The following is a 16888-nucleotide window of genomic DNA, read 5'->3' on the forward strand; positions in this document are numbered from 1 at the left end:
TGTAGTTGACTTTCTCGATATTCGAGTTATAATGAAGATGAAAGAACTCGATATTCGAGAAACGGGAGGTGGGACGATGGCCAGAGAGAAACTCAAGACGCTCACCGAGCAGATGTTTTATCTCCTGCTCTGTTTGCACCAGGAGCGCCGTGGCATGGAGATTTTGGAGCGGGTGCAGGAGATGACAGGGGGGCGAGTGCGCATCGGTTCTGGCACCCTCTACGACCTCCTGGAGCTGTTTGTGGAAGAGGGGATGATTCGTCAGACCCGTGTGGAGGGGCGGCGGCGCAGCTATCTCATCACCGACAAGGGGAAGGAGATGCTGGAGCGGGAATGCCAACGCCTCCGCAGCCAGTTAGACGACTATGACCGTGTGCGCAGAGAGGAGGAGGAACCATGAGGCAGACCAAGCGGAGAATGGAGCTGTTGTCCTTTTACGACCATACCGGCATTGAACGGCACCTCACCCAGATGGCCCGGAAGGGCTGGAAGGTGGAGAAGATAAACAATTACTTCTGGACCTACCGGAGAATTGAGCCCCAGGAACTGCAAGTGGCGGTGACCTATTTCCCCAAGGCCTCGGACTTTGACCCATTCCCCTCCGGGGAGCAGCAGACCCTCATTGACTACTGTGGGGAGACGGGCTGGGAGCTGGCCTGTACCTGGTTCCAGATGCAGGTGTTTTACAGTGACCGGGAAAACCTCACCCCCATCCACACGGAACCGGAGCTGGAGGTGGACATCATCCACCGGGCCTGCAAGGCCAACTATCTCCGGGTGCTCTGGATTTTGTTGGCGCTGGGGCTGATTGGCAGCGTGTTATATGCCTCTTCGCTAATCAGCGATACCCTGCGTATGATGGCAAGTCCCGGGGCCCTGCTGATGGGAACGTGCGGCCTGATGCTGTTTTTGATTGCTGCGGTGGAACTGGTTGCATACTACACCTGGCGGCATCGGGCCAAGCGGGCGGCCCAACAGGGGCTGTTTTTGGACACCCCATCCACGAAAAAGTTCCAAACCGTCATGATGGCGGTGCTGCTGGCTGCCCTGTTCTGGTGGGGGGTGAATTTGGCCCTGGTGGGAAATCCGGTCATGGCCTGGATCGTCCTGGTTGTGGCCATTGGCTACGGGGTGCTGATCGCTCTGACGCTGGGGGTGAAGCGCCTGCTGAAAGAGGTGGGGGTTTCCGCCGGGGCCAATCGTGGGTTGACCCTGCTGGCCTGCGTCGTATTTGCCTTTGTGGTGATGGGCGGAGCGGTGAGATTTGGGATATACCTGGCCGCAGGGTCGGAGAGCCCCGAAGACTTGTCTTTTTATGTGGGGACCCCCCTGTATATGACCGACTTGGTGGGAGAACAAGAGGTGTTCTTCTCCAACGCCACCAGCTCAGACCAGTCTCTGCTGCTCCAGCGTCTAAAAGTGGAGCAACTGCCATGGGGGCGGGAAGATGAGACTCCGCAGATGACCTATGAGCGGTACACGGTGTCTGTGCCTGCCCTGTACCCCTTCTGTGTAGGGCAGATGAAGCGGCAGATGCTGATAAAAGCCTATTGGGATGGGGAGATGGTATCCGTGGATGCCACACCCTGGGGGGCAGAGGAGGCCTACCGCCTGGTGGCCAAGGACGGCACCCAGCGCAACGCCTTCCTGCTGTGCCGGGGGAATATCCTGGTGTCGGTGGACATGAGCTGGGAGCCCACAGCGGAGCAGATGGCTTTGGTGGGAGAGAGGCTCCTAAATAGCTAGAAATGTTTGACGGGAGGCCCGTGGGGGCCTCCCGTTTTTTAGATCATATCGCTTTTTAAGTCGTAGCCGTGGTGAAGGGGACCGGAGCCATGGCCCAAATCCAACATGGCGGACAGAGCCCCAGAGATGTAGGCCTTGGCCCGCTGGATGGACTCCTCCAGAGAGAAGCCTTTGGCCAGATTGGAGGCAATTGCGCTGGACAGGGTGCAGCCGGTGCCGTGGGTGTTGGGGTTTTGGATTCTGGACCCGTGGAACCAGGTGCACGTGCCGTCTACACACAGCAGGTCGCTGGCGTCGTGGACGTGGTGTCCACCCTTGCACAACACGGCGCAGCCAAAGGTGTCCGCCATCTCCCGGGCGGCTCGCTCCATGTCCGCCTGGGTGGTGATGGTCCGTCCGGTGAGAGCCTCGCTCTCCGGAATGTTGGGGGTGATGACGGTGGCCAGAGGGAAGAGAAGCTCTTTCATGGCCCCCACAGCGCTGTCTCGGGACAAGGTGCTGCCACTGGTGGCCACCATCACTGGGTCCACCACCACTCGCTGGGCGTGGTAGTGCTCCAGCCGCTGGGCGATGACTTCCACCAGAGCAGGGGAGGGGACCATGCCGATTTTTACCGCATCCGGGGGAATGTCCTGGAAGACAGAGTCGATTTGCTGGCGCAAAAATGCTGGAGAGACCTCCAAAATGGCGGACACTCCGGTGGTGTTTTGCGCGGTCAGGGCGGTGATGGCGGTCATGGCATACACGCCGTTGGCCATCATGGTTTTGATATCCGCCTGGATGCCGGCCCCTCCACTGGAGTCGCTGCCGGCTATGGAAAGTGCGGTTTTCATGTTACGCCTCCTCAAAACTGGGAATGGTCTCGTCAGACAGGCTTTGCAGCTCTTCCCAGTGCGCGCTGGCATCCTGGTCATACACGCCTACGATATAGAACCCGGCGTTCTTGGCGGTGGCGGCGGCATAGACGGCGTCCTCATAGACGGCGGTCTCGGCCGGGGTGCAGCCCATGCGTTGGGCGGCCTGGAGGTAGATGTCCGGCTGGGTCTTGCCCACCCCCACCGTCTCACAGGACAGGAGGAACTGGAAGTAGTGCCGTACCCCCAGCCGGGACAGGCACAGCTCCACCAGGGGCTCGGCGGTGGCGGAGGCCACACACATGGTGGTGCCCGCCTGGTGCAGCCCTTCCAGATAGGCGGCAACCCCGTCTTTCAGGGGGATGTCATTGCGGTAGTGCTGGTCCATCATATGCTCCATTTCCGCCACCATGTGGCTGGAGGTGATGTCCAGCCCAAAGGTCCGCCGGAACAGATCGGCGGACTCCTCCATGGTCATGGGCTTGATGGCCTCTAAGATGTGGTTGGGGACCTGCTCCACCCCACGGCTGTGGAGGTACTCCTCCGCCAGCTGGCTCCAGTAGGACATGGAGTCCACCAGCGTGCCGTCCAGGTCGAAAATGGCAAACTTCTTATCCATGAGCCACCATCTTTCGGGACAACTCCAGAAGTTGGGCGGTGGCGGCGCCGGGATTGGGGGCGGCAAAGATGGCAGACACCACTGCCACACCGTCCACACCGCTGCCGGAGAGCTCCAGCAGGTTGGAGGCGTTGATGCCGCCAATGCCCACCACAGGGATGGACACGGAGGCGCAAATCTCCTTGAGCTGCTCCATGGACAGGCTGGTGGCATCCTGCTTGGTGCTGGTGTTGAACACAGCCCCTACGCCGATGTAGTCCGCCCCGGCCTGTTGGGCGGCCACCGCCTCCTGAATAGTCCCGGCGGAGATACCCAGAATTTTGTCCGGGCCAATCATGGCCCGAATGTCCCGGCCCTGGATATCGGACTGGCCCACGTGGACCCCGTCGGCGTCGATGTCCAGGGCGATTTCCACGCTGTCATTGACTACAAAGGGGACACGGTACCGGGCGCACAGCTCTTTGAGGGCCTGGGCCTCCTGCTCAAAGGCAGAGGCATCCAGGTCTTTCTCTCGAATCTGCAAGAAGGTGGCGCCGCCCTCCAACACCTCCTGGCACACGTCCACCAGAGTCTGGCCGGGCTTGAGCCACATGCGGTCAGTGACGGCGTAGAGCAGCATGGAGCTGCGGATTTCATCTTTTGTAAACTTCATAGCGCATCTTCTCCTGTAGTTGTTCCTCAGTCAAGTTAAAAATCCCGTCGATGAGATCGGTGCGGAAGGTGGCGTTGCCCGTGCCCTTCTTCAGCCGCTGTTCCTCCGCCAGTTCACCGGCCACACCCATGGCGGCCATGGCGGACACGGTGGCGGCAAAGGTGTCCTGGGGCAGAGCGCCGCAGAAGGCCCCGATGAGGGAGGTGAGCATGCAGCCGCTGCCTGTGATACGGGCCATGGTGGCGCAGCCGTTGCGCAGCACCACCGTCTCATTCCCATCAGAGACAATGTCCAGCACTCCGGAGATGGCAATCACGGTGTGGAGCTGTGCAGCCAGGGTGGCGGCCATCTCCACGGCCTCCCCCAAATTCTCCTTTGTGATGGCGTCCATGGCGCTCACATCCACACCGCTGCCCACGGCGTGCTGGCCGGCCAAAAAGCGGATCTCCGAGGCGTTGCCTCGGATGGCGGCAAACTGTACCTGGTCCAGTAGGCGCTTGGACTCATCCCGGCGCAGCTGAGTACCTCCGGCAGCCACCGGGTCCAGTACCACGGGCTTGCCCAGCTCGTTGGCCTTACGCCCTGCTAAGATCATGGAGTCCACAAAGTCCATGGCCCCCATGTTGCACACCAGGGCGTGGGCGCCGCATACGGCCTCCTCCACTTCCCGGATATCCTGGGCCATGGAGGGGGAAGCGCCAGAGGCCAAAATGATGTTGGCGCAGTCGTTGACGGTGACAAAGTTGGTGATGCACTGGACCAGGGGAGCGACGGCGTGCACCTGACCCAGCGGTTGTGTGAAGCGATTCATGTGTTCTACTTCCTTCCAAAGAAAAATGGGAGACGACCTGGCAGGCTGTCTCCCAACGAATCTCTCACAAGCTTCCTACGTCGGCATTACCCGCATCAGGTTCACGGGTCGATGGTCACACCATCCTCTCAGCCTGTGTACAAGCTCCCCAAAGGGTATTATAGGGCTTCTCTGGTCCAAAGGCAAGGGGAGAAGAGAAAATACTGTAAATTTTTCTTGTGAAATACCTGGGCAAGAAGAGACAATACTGGTGAAAACGGAGTAATTACTTGTAACGGCGTGGTTTTGATTGACAACTAATGCTATTAGTTTTTGGAGGAATGAATATGAGTGCAAAGGGATTGACCAGAGAGGTCATTGTGTCCGAGGCGGTGGCCTGCATGGAACACACGGGACAACCCACCGTGTCGCTCCATGAGTTGGCCCGCAGGCTGGGGGTAAAGACCCCGTCTCTGTACAACCACATACAAAATACCCGACAGCTCCAGCGAGAGGTGTTCCGCTATGCCATTGACAAATTTGTGGCCCATCAGGAGGCAGCGGTGGCAGGGAAGGAGAGGGACCAGGCGGTGCGGGCGTTTGCCCAGGCCTACCACGCCTTTGTGGTGGAGAATAAGGGGCTGTATCGGCTGATGATGTCCATCCCCTCCCAGGAGGATGACCAGGCCAAGGAACTGGCTCTGCCGCTTCTGAAAACGGCGGTGGAGGTGCTCTCCGGCTATGGTCTGCCCCAGGAGCGGGTGGCCCACTGGCAGCGGGTGTTCCGTGCCATCCTCCACGGGTTCATTGCCCAGGAGGACTTGGGATATTTTTATTACTACGATACCACCGATGTGGGGGAGAGCCGGGACATTGCCATTCAGTGTTTCCTGGACGGACTCCACGCTGAGGTGGATGCAGGAGAGAAGAACAGAGCAGGAGAGAGAAACCATGACGAAGAATAACGAACTATTTACCACCATGCCGGTGGGGAAGGCGGTGGCCAAGCTGGCCATTCCCACCGTGGTCAGCCAAATGATTGTGATTCTGTACAGCTTGGCGGATACCTTTTTCATCGGGTAGATTGGCGATCCCAACCAGATCGCCGCCGAAACTGGTTTAGCCAAAGAGTACGTGGAGAAGTACGCCGGATACACCACCGCAGATACCCTCTATGGTAACGCCGCCAGCGGACGAAACCGGGACGGGCAGTCTGATATGGATAAGATGTGGTTTGCACAGAAGAAGGTGGTCACCGATCTGGCAGAGAAGGAGCCCTGCGTCATTGTGGGCCGATGCGCGGACTACATCTTGCGCAACACCGCCGACTGTCTCACCGTGTTTATCCATGCCTCTGACGAGAAGCGAGCCGAGCGCATTGTCACAGTGTACGGCCAGCGAGAGGAATCCCCTATCCAGCGCCTCCACGACAAAGATCAGAAGCGTAAGGAATTCTATGAGCTGTACACAGGCACTCAGTGGGGGCAGGCAGATAACTATGACCTGTGCTTGGACAGCGGAAGACTGGGCATTGAGCCCTGTGTGGATATGATTGCAGCCCTGTATCAGCAGCGATGCAAGGCTACAGCGACATAATTGGGCATCAAAAAGTCCCCATCGCACATCTGTGCGATGGGGACTTTTTGATGTAGTAAGAGGGAAGAATTACTTCTTCTGCACGTACTTCAAGCAGTCCAGAGTGACGGCCACCAGGATGATGATGCCGGAGAACACGAACTGCAGGTTGGTGTCGATACCCAGGGTGGTCAGGGAGTAAGTCAGAGCGGTGAAGATACACACACCGACCACAACGCCGGAGATCTTACCGATACCACCGGTGAAGGACACACCGCCCACAACGGCAGCGGCGATGGCGTCCATTTCCCAGCCTTGGCCGTAAGCAGCGGAACCGGAGCCCACCATGCGGATACACTCCAGCCAGGAGCCGAAGCCATAGAGGATACCGGCCAGGATAAAGGCGCCCACGGTGACGGCGAACACGGAGATACCGGACACGGAAGCAGCCTCGGGGTTGCCGCCCACGGCGTACAGGTTCTTACCAAAAGTGGTCTTGTTCCAGATGAACCACACGATGAGGATGGCAGCCACAGCCCACAGGATGATGGTGGGGAACTTGCCGATCTTGGGGATGATCATGCTGGGAATGGTGGTCTCAATGGCGCCGAAGGACACGCCCTTGGTAGCATAAGTGACCAGACCGAAGATAACCAGCATGTTGGCCATGGTGGCGATGAAGGGGTGCATCTTGAACTTGGCGGTAAAGAAACCAGCGATGGTGGTGAAGATGGTGCACAGCACGATGCAGACCACCAGAGCCAGGACCACACGAGCAGGAATAGACATGCCGGTGAAGTCAAACACATGGCCAAACACAGAGCCGGTGTTGATACCCTGGTGCATGATGATGGTGGCAGCGGTCATGCCCATGCCCATCATACGGCCGATGGACAGGTCGGTACCGGCCAGCATGATCAGACCAGCCACGCCCAGAGCCAGGAACATACGGGGAGAGGCCTGCTGGAGGATGTTCAGGACATTGTTCACGGTGAGCAGCTGAACACCCTTGACAGCGGGGGTGATGAAGCACAGGGCGATGAAGATAACCAGAATGGCCAGATACAGACCGTTCTTCAGCAGGAAGTTCCGGGTATTGAAGGTGTAGCGGTAGTTCTCCACCTTCTGGGCAAGAGATTCGCCCACGGTGAATCTGGACATCCGCAGCAGGTCAATGAGGTGGAACTTATGCTCATAGGCGGCGTGGCGGCGATCCTTGACCTCCTGGAGGTCCTTGGACAGCTGCATCTTAGCGTCAAAGAGGCGGTTTTTGTGGACGTACTTCTCGTCCTTGATCTCGTGGGCATCGGTGAGCTTGGACAGGGCCTTCTGGTGCTCCTGGTTCAGCTCAGCCACGGTGGCACGATACTTCTCCTGGGCGAAGGACTTCTCCTCCTTGCAGCTGGCGGCCACGTACTGGAAGTAGTCCTGGTTGAAGTGGGCCTTCAAATAGGTTTCGGCGTCGGCAATGAGCTTGGACACCTCGGCCTTGTTCTTGGCCTCCACAGCCTTGGCCTTCTCCAGCTCCTTGCGCCAACCCTCGGCGATGGATTCCTTTTCCTGTTTGGTGTAGATGCGGTCCCGCTTCAGGCTGTCCAGGTTGCTCTGAATTTCCAGCACCTTGTCAGTGCCGTCTGCCCGGAGGGCGTCGATTTTTGCTTGGATGCTGCCGACGTACTCGTCGATGGACTGGCGGAGCTTATCCTCCTGCTCAGCCGTCAAAATATTTGTTTTCACAGGTGCCATATACAACTTCTCCCATTAAAGGTATTTTGCGCTCAATCTCAAGAGCTCTTCCTGGTCGGTCTCCTTGGTGTTGACAATGCCAGACAGGCGACCGTTGGACATAACGCCGATGCGGTTGGTGATGCCCAAGATCTCCGGCATCTCGGAGGAGACCACGATGACGGTCTTGCCCTGCTTGGCCATGTTGATGATCAGTTCATAGATCTCATACTTGGCGCCCACGTCGATGCCGCGGGTGGGTTCGTCCATCATGAAGATCTGGGGCTCTCGCTCCAGCCAGCGGCCGAAGATGACCTTCTGCTGGTTACCACCGGACAGGCTGGTGATCATATCCTCGGGGCCCATGCACTTGGTGTGCATCGTGCGGATCTCCTTGTTGGTGGCCTTTACCATCTTGGGGTCGGACAGGGCCACGCCACTCTTGTACTGATTCAAGTTGGCGATGGTGGTGTTGAAGGTCAAGTCGCACTTGAGGAACAGACCGTTGGCCTTGCGCTCCTCGGTGATGAGGGCGAAGCCATGGTCGATGGCCTCTTTGGCGGTGTTGAAGTTCATCAACTTGTTGCGGAAGTACACACGGCCAGAGGCACGGGTACGGATGCCGAAGATGGTCTCCATCAATTCGGTACGGCCAGCGCCCACCAGACCGTACAGACCAAAAATCTCGCCCTCCTTCACATCGAAGGAAATATCCTGGAGGTGAGGGGCAAACTTGGTGGACAGGTGCTGCACCGACAAAATGGTGTCTCCGGGGGTGTTGTCCACCGGGGGGAAGCGGCTTTCCAGGGAACGGCCCACCATGGCGCTGATGAGTTCGCCCATGTTGGTCTCCTTGGAAGGCTTGGTCATGACCAAGTTACCGTCTCGCAGCACCGAGATTTCATCACAGATCTCAAAAATCTCGTCCATCTTGTGGGAGATGTAAATCAGGGAGATGCCCTGATCTCGGAGCATCCGCATCATCTCAAAGAGCTTGTCCACCTCTTTCACCGTCAGGGAGGAGGTGGGCTCGTCCAGCACGATGACCTTGGCGTTGTAGGAGATGGCCTTGGCAATCTCACACATCTGCCGCTGGGACACCGACATGTTGCGCATGGGCTGGGTCAGGTTTACCGTCATACCCAGCTTGCGGAACAGCTCGGCGGCCTTTTTCTTCATGACACCCTCGTCCACGACACCAGCCTTGGTGGGGTATCGGCCCAGGAACAGGTTGTCCATGACGTTGCGCTCCAAGCACTGGTTGAGTTCCTGGTGCACCATGGCAATTCCGTTTTCCAAGGCATCCTTGGGGCCGGAGAAGTTGATCTCCTTGCCGTCAAAGTAAATTCTGCCCTCGTCTTTTTGGTATGTACCGAACAGGCACTTCATCATGGTGGATTTACCAGCGCCGTTCTCGCCCATCAGGCCCATGACGGAGCCGCGTTTCAGGTCCAGATTGATGTGATCCAGCACCCGGTTACGGCCGAAGGACTTGCACATACCGCGAATCGACAGGACAATATCGTTCTTTGCTTCTGCCATTCTCGTTACTCCTGTTTCAGATTGACAGGTTACCCTGCCGGGATTATCACGTACAAACTATTAGGGAGAATTCCTTCTGCCGTACAGGAAACTTCTTCTCCTGGACGGAGAATTCCTTCTCCCTAATAGCATATGCTATAACTGATTAGCCAATGGGAATATTGCCGAATCCGGACTCAATCCATTACTGGAGCAGATTGGTGTAGGAAATGGCGTTGTCGGTCTTGATCATGTTGATGGCGAAAGCGTCATAGGAGGAGGGGTTACCCAGCTTGTTAATGACGCTGGACTCGGACTGACCGTCGCCATCGACGTACTCAACCTTCAGGTTCAGCAGGTCGTCGTACTTCTGCAGCAGGGGCTTGTAGGTGGAGCTCAGGAAGTTATCGGTGGAGTTGTAGGTGTTCAGCCACACGCTCTTCTCAGGGCTGGTCTCCTTGTCAACCTGATTGGAGACGGGAGCCCAGGTCACGGTGGAGTCCAGGAAGTCCTTGTAGTTGTCGCCAGTGACGGCCACGTTCAGGGCGTAGTAGGAACGGGTGGCCTCATCGTACTTGTAGACATCCTCGCTCAGCACGTTGCCAGCGGCGTCAGCAGTGCCGATACCGGTGTCCATATCCACGTTGTCCAGGGCGTTGCGGATCACACGCAGGGTCAGGTAAGCCTGAACGTCGGCGTGCTGGCTGATGGTGCCGCCGTAACCGTCGGCGATGGCCTTAACGGCATCGGAGTTGGCGTCATAGCCGAAGGTGGGGACATCGTTCTCGTTGGACCAAGCGGTAAACATGGACATGCCCATGCCGTCGTTGTTGGAGGCGATGACATCGATCTGATCGCCGAAGGAGGAGGCCCAAGTGGTGATGGCGTTACCAGCGGTACCGGCGTCCCAAGTGGCACCGGCGGTGTTCTTCATCTCCTGAGAGGCCAGCTCACGGACGGTGTAGGTCTTGCCGTCAATCTCCAGCTTGCCGTCCTGAACGTGAGTGCTGGAGCCGTCAGTGTTGGTACCAACAGCCTCAGAGTCGATGGTGCCATCCTCCTTGGTCACAGCAGTGCCCAGAGCGGAGCGGACGCCGCGGGTACGTGCGATGGAGTCGTTGTGGCCCACGTCGCCGATGGCCAGCACGTAGCCGATGACGCCGTCGTTGTTCTTGTCGATGTCAGCGATGTTGGCCTTGATGTAGTCCAGAATCATCTGGCCCTGAAGCTCGGCACCCTGGTTGGCATCGAAGCCCACGTAGTAGGTGTCCTCGTTGAAGTTCAGAGCCTCGGTATTCAACTCGCCGGTGGTGGAGTTGGAGGGCTGACGGTTATACCAGACAACGGGCTTATCCTTGTTAGCGACGGTATCGCTGCCGCCCTCGCCGCCGCCACCACAGGCAGCCAGACTGAAAGCCATAGCAGCGGCCAGAGACAAAGCAAGCACTTTCTTCTTCATAACGATTCTCCTTTTCAAATTTAGGTGATTGACGGAGCATACGCGAGCTCCATCTCTTGTCCTCTATGTTACCGAAATTGCCTGGCGAAAACAAGGTGAAAAATCACCGAAAGAAGGGCAAAAAATTATTCCAACTGAACAACATGCGAAAAAAATGAACGCTCAAATTGTGCACTATGACGGGTCTTTGCGCTGTTCAAAGGCAAAAAGCGCTTTTTGGCTGTCGATGGAGAATAAATTATTCCGATCGACAATCTGCGTGGAGGTGTCCACGGTGGGGGCCACTTGTTTACTCTGTCCTGTGAGAAGCTTGTATGCGCTCTCCACGCCCAGGTATCCCATGGCGTAGGGATTTTGCACGATGAGGGCATCGACCGTGCCGTTTTGCAGGCCGTCCACGGTACTGACGTTGGAGTCAAAACCCACCAAAAAGATGTCATCGGCGGCATCCCGATTTTCGATGGCCTTGGCGGCGCCCACGCTGGTGGGCTCGTTAAAGGCCAGAAGGACGTTGATCTCCGGGTGTTGGGTGAGAAGGGCGGTGGTATCGGTCTGGGCAATGTGGGACTCTGCCAGGGTGTTGATGACACTGACCACTTGGGCTCGACCGCTGCGGGTGAACGTCTCCACGGCGCCCCGCTCACGTTCCTGGCCGTTGGCAGAGCTGATATCATAGTTGATAATGCCCACGTGCAGTTCTCCCTCCACCCGGGCGAGAGCGGCTTGAGCGGCCATCTGCCCGGCGGCATAGTTGTCCGTACCGATGTAGGTGCTCACAGCCTGAGAGTCCACGTTGCTGTCAATGGCCACGATCTTCACCCCTTTTTGGGCGGCGGCATCAATGGCGTCTGCGTTGTTGTCATAGTGGATGGCGGAGAAGACCAGGGCCTCGGTGCCTGCCTGAACGGCTTCCTCCACCATCTGATTCTGGGTTTCGTAGTCCTCCTCGGCGTCAGGGCCTACGATGTTGAGGTCCAGGTTGTACTCGGTGGCTGCCGCCTCAGCTCCCGCAAAGACCGACAGCCAAAACTCCGTCTGGGTGGATTTGGCGATGAGGGTGACGGTGTGGGGGGCAGAGATGCTGGAGGTCGAAGTACAGCTGCACAGCAGCAGGGACAAGGCTGCTGTGAGTGCGGCCAGGGTGCGTTTATTTCCCTTCATAATTTCCCTCCCAAAGCTTCGGCATGCGAATTTCCACACAGGTGCCCACATCCAGCTTGCTGGTAATGGTGAGGCCGTATTCCTTGCCAAAGTAGATTTGCAGACGGTCGTTGACGTTGCGGATCCCGATGCCGGTGCGCTCCTTGGGGCCGTGCTCCAGGATGGCCACGATCTGCTCCTGGCTCATACCCACTCCATTGTCCTCTACCCGGAAGACAATATCCTCCCCATCTTGCTGGACGTATACGTCAATGCGCCCTTCATCCACCAGCAGATCTAATCCGTGGTTGATGGCGTTTTCAATGATGGGCTGAAGGGTGATTTTGTTGCACAGGTAGTGCAGGCACTCGGGGTCCACGTGGAAGTGATAGGTAAATTGGTTTTTATACCGGTATTTCTGGATTTGCAGGTAGCTCTCTGCGTGCTCAATTTCCCTGGAAATGGGGATGAGCTCATGGCCCTTGCTAATGCTGATGCGGAACAGACGGGCCAGGGCGTGGACCATTTTCACGGCATCGGCGTTACGACCCTGCTCGCACATCCAGGCGATGGAGTCCAGGGTGTTGTAGAGAAAATGGGGGTTAATCTGGGCTTGCAGAGCCTTGAGCTCGGTTTTCCGCAGATTGACCTCCTCCTCCCGCACGGTGTTCATCAGCTGTTGAATGCGCATGACCATGTGACCGAAGGAGCAGGACAATTCCTGTACTTCCCGAGTACCGCCCACGGGGTAGTAGTCGAAGTGGTCGGCATCGGACTCAAAGTCCTCCATGGCAGACTCCAGAGACCGGAGGGGGCGGGAGAGCAGGCGGGAGAGCAGCCAGCTGGTGAACAGGGCGGCCAGAAGCACCATGGCGGCAATGAGCAGGGACAGGTGCACCATCTCGCTGACGTTGCGGTTGACCAGCTCGTCCACGTAGCTGACACCCACCACCCGCCAATCGCTGCCCTCCACACTGGTGAGGGAATAGATGACGGTGTCATTGGCCCAAGCGCCGTCCTCCATTTGAGAGAGCTTGGCCGTGTCCTCGGATTTCAAGCCGGAGTAGAGCAACTGCTGCTGGGGGTGATAAACCATGTTGCCGTCCCCGTCCATCAAAAAGCAGTAGCCCCGCTGTCCAATGCTTACATTATTCATATAGCTGGAGATGCTGGAAAAGCTCAGATCCAGGGAGACCCAGGCGGCAGAGCCATCCTGGGGCAGGCGGGAAGTCATGGTGACCACCCAGGGGTAGTATCCCTCAAAAATACTCTCCACGTGGGGAGCGGACATGTAGGGCCCCTGGGAGGCCTGGGCTTTCTCCAGATCAAAGGAGAGGTTTTGGAGGATGTTGTCCTTGGGTTCGTGGTCGGGGGACCAGCACTGGAGCAGCTGGCCGTCGTGGGAATAGCTGGTCACCGCCACCACGTCGGGGCGGAACTCCAGAAAGGCGGACAGCAGCTCATCCCGGCTCTCGTCGGTCTCCGACATGGACTGCTCCACCAGTTCCATGGCCTGACGCATATCGGACAGGTAGTTGGAGACGGTGGTGGACACCTGAGACACGGCCTGCACACTGGTGGTGCGGGCGTTTTGTACCATGGCCTCCTGGTAGCGGTTTAAAAACAAAGCCAGAAAGCAGCACAGGGTGATGGCCACCACCCCCACCACCATGGCTACCAGGATGGTGGTGATGCGCAGGCCGGTCTGGACGTTGTTTTTGCTCAAGCCTGGCCACCCGCCTTTTCCGCCTCCAGCCTGCGGCGCAGGGCATTGGGGGACTCGCCGCAATACTTCTTAAAGCAGTAGCTGAAGTAGTGCTGATCGGTGTAGCCACAGCGCTGGGAGATGTCCTGGATTTTCAGATTGGAGTTGATGAGCAGTTCCCGGGCCGCTTCCATGCGCTTGCGGATGAGAATGTTGATAAAGGTCTCTCCGGCATATTTCTTGATGCAGGAGCTTAAGTGGTTGGGGCTGACGTCCAGCATGGCGCTCAGGGACACCAGAGAGAGGTTGACGTCCATATAGTGCTGGTCCAGAGCCTCCAGGGCCCGCTGACACAGGTTGTTTCCGCCTTTGATGGAGGGGGCCAAGTCGCTGATAAACTGCACGCAGCTCTCCGACGGGTCCCCTTGGCGCAGGGCCTCCATGGCCTCCTTGTAGGCACCGTGCAGGGCGGTGAGGGAGCGTACCATGCGGCTGACCCCGATGCGGCAGCGTCGGCCCAAAATGCGGGAGGCCATCTGGGGAATCTCGTCGGCCAGAATGTGCAGATACTCCTCAAAGTCCGAGGGGTTGCCCAGCAGGACCGAGATGACCTTGCCAGCGGAGAAAAAGCTCAGGCCCCGCAGGTATTTGGCGGCCAGAGTGTCCACCGACGCCACAAAGGCGGGGGTGGTGCAGTTGTTTCCCTCGTCGTCCAGCAGGGAGGACACCATCACCGTGTAGCAGGGCTTGTCCAGGTTGTCCCGCAACAGGCCGCACTGGCGGCCGTATTCCAGGGCCTGCTCCTCGTTGCCTGGCTCGGAGTAGGCATCCAGCACCAGGGGCATGAGCATGGCGGCCTGGAGATCGTGCTCTACATTACGGGAGGAGGCCTGGCGGAACATGGCGAACTGGGCATCGATCTTCTGGCGGATGATGCGCAGCTCAGCCCCCAGGCCTTCCAGCGTCAGGGGCTTGAGCATGTAGCTGATGATGTTGTACTGAATGGCCTGCTTGGCATATTCAAAATCATCGTAGCCGCTGAGAAAGGCGATGTTGGTGGCAGGGCGTACCTCTCGCACATGGCGGGCCAGCTCAATGCCCGAGATAAAAGGCATGCGGATATCGGTGAGCAGCAGATCCGGCTCATATTGCTCCACCAGCTGGAGGGCATCCAGTCCGTTGCTGGCGCTGCCCAATAGATTGAATCCGTACTCCTGCCATGGAATCATGGAGCATACGGCTTCCCGGAGTTCGTCCTCGTCATCGGCGACAATGACCGTGTACAGTGTCTTAGTGGCCATGGGGGTATCGATCCTTTCTCTATGTCTCAGAAGGGTGGAAGCACACACAGGGTGGTACCCAACGGAATGGACAAAAAATGATTGCAGACTTCTTTTTAGTATAGCAGATTTGCAGGGCAGAGACAAACACTTCTTGGAGGGAATTGTAAAATCAGCTGTTTCCCAGCCGGGTGACGGTCATAGATACGGCATCGGCCAGATAGTTGCCGCCAAAGGGGGCTACCTGGAGGGTGGTGGGCACGTCAGTGACCGAGATGGGGACGGTGAAGGACACCTCCGAGGACTGGGTGGCATTTTGAAAGGTGAAGGGCACCGAGGCCCCGGGCTGCACCGAGCCGTTGACCTCCAAGGAGGTATTGATGTTTACGGGAAAGGTGTTGTTGGCGGTGGGGGTGATGACGCCGTGAAACTCCACCGAGTACACCCCGGGCTGGTTGATGGTGAAGGTGTCACTGCCCGAGGTGTGGCTGATGTCAGTGCCCAGGCTCAGAGCGTTGCGGTCAAAGGTGATGGGGATACCGGAGGCCCCGGGCTGGGGCGGGGTGGAGTAGGAGGACACCAGACTGACGGGCTGAGTGGCACCGGGCAGGCCCTGGGGAATGGTGAAGTTGAGCACGGCGTTTTGGGCGGTGCCGGAATTGGTCACCTCCGCCGGAGTGCCCGGGGCCCCAGTGGTGACCGTGCCAATGGTCACCGTGGCGGCGACTCCGGGAGGCCCAGGTGGACAGACACAGGGCTGGGGGATATAGAGGGAGCAGAGGGGAGAACAGACGTTGCGGCTTGCACGGCAGACCGGACAGTGACAGGAACAGTGTCGGCGCATGGAAATCCTCCTTACTTCGGTAGGCTACCCCATGCTATGCTCCATTTACAGAAATGGTTTCAGCAAACCGCGAAATTTCCGTTGACGAACGGTGGGGGAGGTGTACAATAGAATTCATATAAGGTATGGGGCGGCGAGATCGCCCTGGATTTACCGGAGAGGAGTGAAGGCATGCAGTACCACATTCAATTGGATGCGCCCATGCTGGAGGGGGCGGAATATGCCATCCTGGCAGGAGACCCCGGCCGCATTGAGGCCATCGCTCAGCACCTGGAGCGGCCCAAACGCCTGGGCCAGAACCGGGAATACACCAGCTTCCTGGGCTATGTGCAGGGCCGGCCAGTGCTGGTAATGTCCCACGGCATCGGCGGACCGTCCACCGCCATTGCGGTGGAAGAGCTGGCCCAGCTGGGCATCAAGACCATGATTCGCGTGGGTACCAGCGGCGGCATGCAGCAGCAGGTGCGGGCTGGGGATGCGGTGATTGTCCAGGCTGCCATTCGCCAGGACGGCACCAGCCGGGAATACCTGCCCATTGAGTACCCGGCTGTGGCGGACTTCGATGTGACGGCCGCCCTGAAACAGGCGGCCCTCCGGCTGGGCCAGCGCCACCATGTGGGAGTGGTGCAGTGCAAGGACAGTTTCTATGGCCAGCACTCCCCCCAGCGCATGCCAGTGAGCTATGAGCTGCTCTCCAAGTGGGATGCCTGGATTCAGGGAGGCGCTCTGGCCAGCGAGATGGAGACGGCAGCCCTGTTCACCGTGGCTTCAGTGCTGCGGGTGCGGGCGGGGGCCGTCATGCTGTGCATCTGGAACCAGGAGCGGGACAAGGCGGGCCTGCCCCACGAGGAGTGCCACGACACCCAGGGGGTTATCCACCTGGCCGTTCAGGCGGTGGCGGAACTCATGGCTCAGGATGGGCAGTGAGAGGGAAAATATGCCCTGTAAACATATGGTAATTATTGACATGCGGCCTTT

17 protein-coding genes and 1 riboswitch are annotated in these 16888 nt (G+C 58.2%); of the genes, 6 read left to right on the plus strand and 11 right to left on the minus strand.

Annotated features, from left to right (window positions below):
• Positions 1–76 precede the first annotated feature (76 nt).
• Both B5F22_RS02195 and B5F22_RS02200 read left to right on the plus strand, forming a co-directional pair.
• On the plus strand, positions 77–400 hold the full coding sequence (locus tag B5F22_RS02195; RefSeq protein WP_087390306.1) for a helix-turn-helix transcriptional regulator: 324 nt from the start codon (positions 77–79) through the stop codon (positions 398–400).
• Positions 397–1746 carry a DUF2812 domain-containing protein gene (locus tag B5F22_RS02200; RefSeq protein WP_087390311.1) on the plus strand — a complete coding sequence of 450 codons (1350 nt, stop codon included), beginning with the start codon at positions 397–399 and terminating at the stop codon, positions 1744–1746. The genes B5F22_RS02195 and B5F22_RS02200 overlap by 4 nt, the downstream gene beginning before the upstream one ends.
• A 38-nt stretch (positions 1747–1784) precedes the next feature.
• On the opposite strand, the gene thiD is transcribed toward B5F22_RS02200, so the two are convergent.
• The 4 genes from thiD to thiM are packed head-to-tail and all read right to left on the minus strand — an operon-like array spanning position 1785 to position 4682.
• A complete protein-coding gene (gene thiD / locus B5F22_RS02205) occupies positions 1785–2579 on the minus strand; it encodes a bifunctional hydroxymethylpyrimidine kinase/phosphomethylpyrimidine kinase (RefSeq protein WP_087390314.1) in 795 nt (264 codons plus the stop codon).
• 1 nt (position 2580) lies between these two features.
• Entirely contained in the window at positions 2581–3219 is a 639-nt protein-coding gene (locus B5F22_RS02210) for an HAD family phosphatase (protein WP_087390318.1), read from the minus strand.
• Entirely contained in the window at positions 3212–3871 is a 660-nt protein-coding gene (gene thiE, locus B5F22_RS02215; protein ID WP_087390321.1) for a thiamine phosphate synthase, read from the minus strand. The genes B5F22_RS02210 and thiE overlap by 8 nt, the downstream gene beginning before the upstream one ends.
• Entirely contained in the window at positions 3852–4682 is an 831-nt protein-coding gene (gene thiM / locus B5F22_RS02220; protein ID WP_087390324.1) for a hydroxyethylthiazole kinase, read from the minus strand. Before thiM ends, thiE begins: the two co-directional genes overlap by 20 nt.
• 53 nt (positions 4683–4735) lie before the next feature.
• Positions 4736–4843, minus strand: a riboswitch (TPP riboswitch).
• 165 nt (positions 4844–5008) lie between these two features.
• Here thiM and B5F22_RS02225 point away from each other — a divergent pair.
• Genes B5F22_RS02225 through B5F22_RS02230 form a run of 3 tightly spaced genes read left to right on the plus strand, consistent with a single transcriptional unit; the run spans position 5009 to position 6257 of the window.
• A complete protein-coding gene (locus B5F22_RS02225) occupies positions 5009–5626 on the plus strand; it encodes a TetR/AcrR family transcriptional regulator (protein ID WP_158096581.1) in 618 nt (205 codons plus the stop codon).
• Complete coding sequence (locus B5F22_RS12720) at positions 5613–5744, plus strand: hypothetical protein (protein WP_275532469.1); 132 nt, start codon at positions 5613–5615, stop codon at positions 5742–5744. The genes B5F22_RS02225 and B5F22_RS12720 overlap by 14 nt, the downstream gene beginning before the upstream one ends.
• Before the next feature lie 18 nt (positions 5745–5762).
• On the plus strand, positions 5763–6257 hold the full coding sequence (locus tag B5F22_RS02230) for a cytidylate kinase-like family protein (RefSeq protein WP_275532472.1): 495 nt from the start codon (positions 5763–5765) through the stop codon (positions 6255–6257).
• A 69-nt stretch (positions 6258–6326) separates the two neighbouring features.
• On the opposite strand, the gene B5F22_RS02235 is transcribed toward B5F22_RS02230, so the two are convergent.
• The 7 genes from B5F22_RS02235 to B5F22_RS02265 form a co-directional block, all read right to left on the minus strand.
• Positions 6327–7982 carry a galactoside ABC transporter permease gene (locus B5F22_RS02235; protein ID WP_087390331.1) on the minus strand — a complete coding sequence of 552 codons (1656 nt, stop codon included), beginning with the start codon at positions 7980–7982 and terminating at the stop codon, positions 6327–6329.
• 15 nt (positions 7983–7997) lie between these two features.
• Positions 7998–9503 carry a sugar ABC transporter ATP-binding protein gene (locus B5F22_RS02240; RefSeq protein ID WP_087390334.1) on the minus strand — a complete coding sequence of 502 codons (1506 nt, stop codon included), beginning with the start codon at positions 9501–9503 and terminating at the stop codon, positions 7998–8000.
• Between the two features lie 184 nt (positions 9504–9687).
• A complete protein-coding gene (locus B5F22_RS02245) occupies positions 9688–10941 on the minus strand; it encodes a substrate-binding domain-containing protein (RefSeq protein ID WP_087390336.1) in 1254 nt (417 codons plus the stop codon).
• A 174-nt stretch (positions 10942–11115) separates the two neighbouring features.
• Entirely contained in the window at positions 11116–12102 is a 987-nt protein-coding gene (locus tag B5F22_RS02250) for a substrate-binding domain-containing protein (protein WP_087390340.1), read from the minus strand.
• Positions 12089–13807 (minus strand): sensor histidine kinase, encoded by a 1719-nt coding sequence (locus B5F22_RS02255; protein WP_343223914.1) that lies wholly within the window; start codon positions 13805–13807, stop codon positions 12089–12091. The genes B5F22_RS02250 and B5F22_RS02255 overlap by 14 nt, the downstream gene beginning before the upstream one ends.
• Positions 13804–15087: a response regulator gene (locus B5F22_RS02260; RefSeq protein WP_087228811.1), complete on the minus strand. Its 1284-nt coding sequence runs from the start codon at positions 15085–15087 to the stop codon at positions 13804–13806. The genes B5F22_RS02255 and B5F22_RS02260 overlap by 4 nt, the downstream gene beginning before the upstream one ends.
• A gap of 151 nt (positions 15088–15238) precedes the next feature.
• Positions 15239–15910, minus strand: coding sequence for a spore surface glycoprotein BclB (locus B5F22_RS02265; RefSeq protein ID WP_143482157.1), 672 nt, complete (start codon positions 15908–15910; stop codon positions 15239–15241).
• A gap of 171 nt (positions 15911–16081) precedes the next feature.
• On the opposite strand from B5F22_RS02265, the gene udp reads away from it, so the two are divergent.
• Positions 16082–16837 (plus strand): uridine phosphorylase, encoded by a 756-nt coding sequence (gene udp, locus B5F22_RS02270; RefSeq protein ID WP_087390347.1) that lies wholly within the window; start codon positions 16082–16084, stop codon positions 16835–16837.
• Positions 16838–16888: the final 51 nt, after the last annotated feature.

This window comes from Pseudoflavonifractor sp. An187 (assembly GCF_002160275.1).
Taxonomy (GTDB): domain Bacteria; phylum Bacillota; class Clostridia; order Oscillospirales; family Oscillospiraceae; genus Enterenecus; species Enterenecus faecium.

Coding starts and splice junctions, on each gene's coding strand:
- B5F22_RS02195 (WP_087390306.1), top strand. CDS start 77: ATGGCCAGAGAGAAACTCAAGACGCTCACCGAGCAGATGTTTTATCTC.
- B5F22_RS02200 (WP_087390311.1), top strand. CDS start 397: ATGAGGCAGACCAAGCGGAGAATGGAGCTGTTGTCCTTTTACGACCAT.
- thiD (WP_087390314.1), bottom strand. CDS start 2,579: ATGAAAACCGCACTTTCCATAGCCGGCAGCGACTCCAGTGGAGGGGCC.
- B5F22_RS02210 (WP_087390318.1), bottom strand. CDS start 3,219: ATGGATAAGAAGTTTGCCATTTTCGACCTGGACGGCACGCTGGTGGAC.
- thiE (WP_087390321.1), bottom strand. CDS start 3,871: ATGAAGTTTACAAAAGATGAAATCCGCAGCTCCATGCTGCTCTACGCC.
- thiM (WP_087390324.1), bottom strand. CDS start 4,682: ATGAATCGCTTCACACAACCGCTGGGTCAGGTGCACGCCGTCGCTCCC.
- B5F22_RS02225 (WP_158096581.1), top strand. CDS start 5,009: ATGAGTGCAAAGGGATTGACCAGAGAGGTCATTGTGTCCGAGGCGGTG.
- B5F22_RS12720 (WP_275532469.1), top strand. CDS start 5,613: ATGACGAAGAATAACGAACTATTTACCACCATGCCGGTGGGGAAGGCG.
- B5F22_RS02235 (WP_087390331.1), bottom strand. CDS start 7,982: ATGGCACCTGTGAAAACAAATATTTTGACGGCTGAGCAGGAGGATAAG.
- B5F22_RS02240 (WP_087390334.1), bottom strand. CDS start 9,503: ATGGCAGAAGCAAAGAACGATATTGTCCTGTCGATTCGCGGTATGTGC.
- B5F22_RS02245 (WP_087390336.1), bottom strand. CDS start 10,941: ATGAAGAAGAAAGTGCTTGCTTTGTCTCTGGCCGCTGCTATGGCTTTC.
- B5F22_RS02250 (WP_087390340.1), bottom strand. CDS start 12,102: ATGAAGGGAAATAAACGCACCCTGGCCGCACTCACAGCAGCCTTGTCC.
- B5F22_RS02260 (WP_087228811.1), bottom strand. CDS start 15,087: ATGGCCACTAAGACACTGTACACGGTCATTGTCGCCGATGACGAGGAC.
- B5F22_RS02265 (WP_143482157.1), bottom strand. CDS start 15,910: ATGCGCCGACACTGTTCCTGTCACTGTCCGGTCTGCCGTGCAAGCCGC.
- udp (WP_087390347.1), top strand. CDS start 16,082: ATGCAGTACCACATTCAATTGGATGCGCCCATGCTGGAGGGGGCGGAA.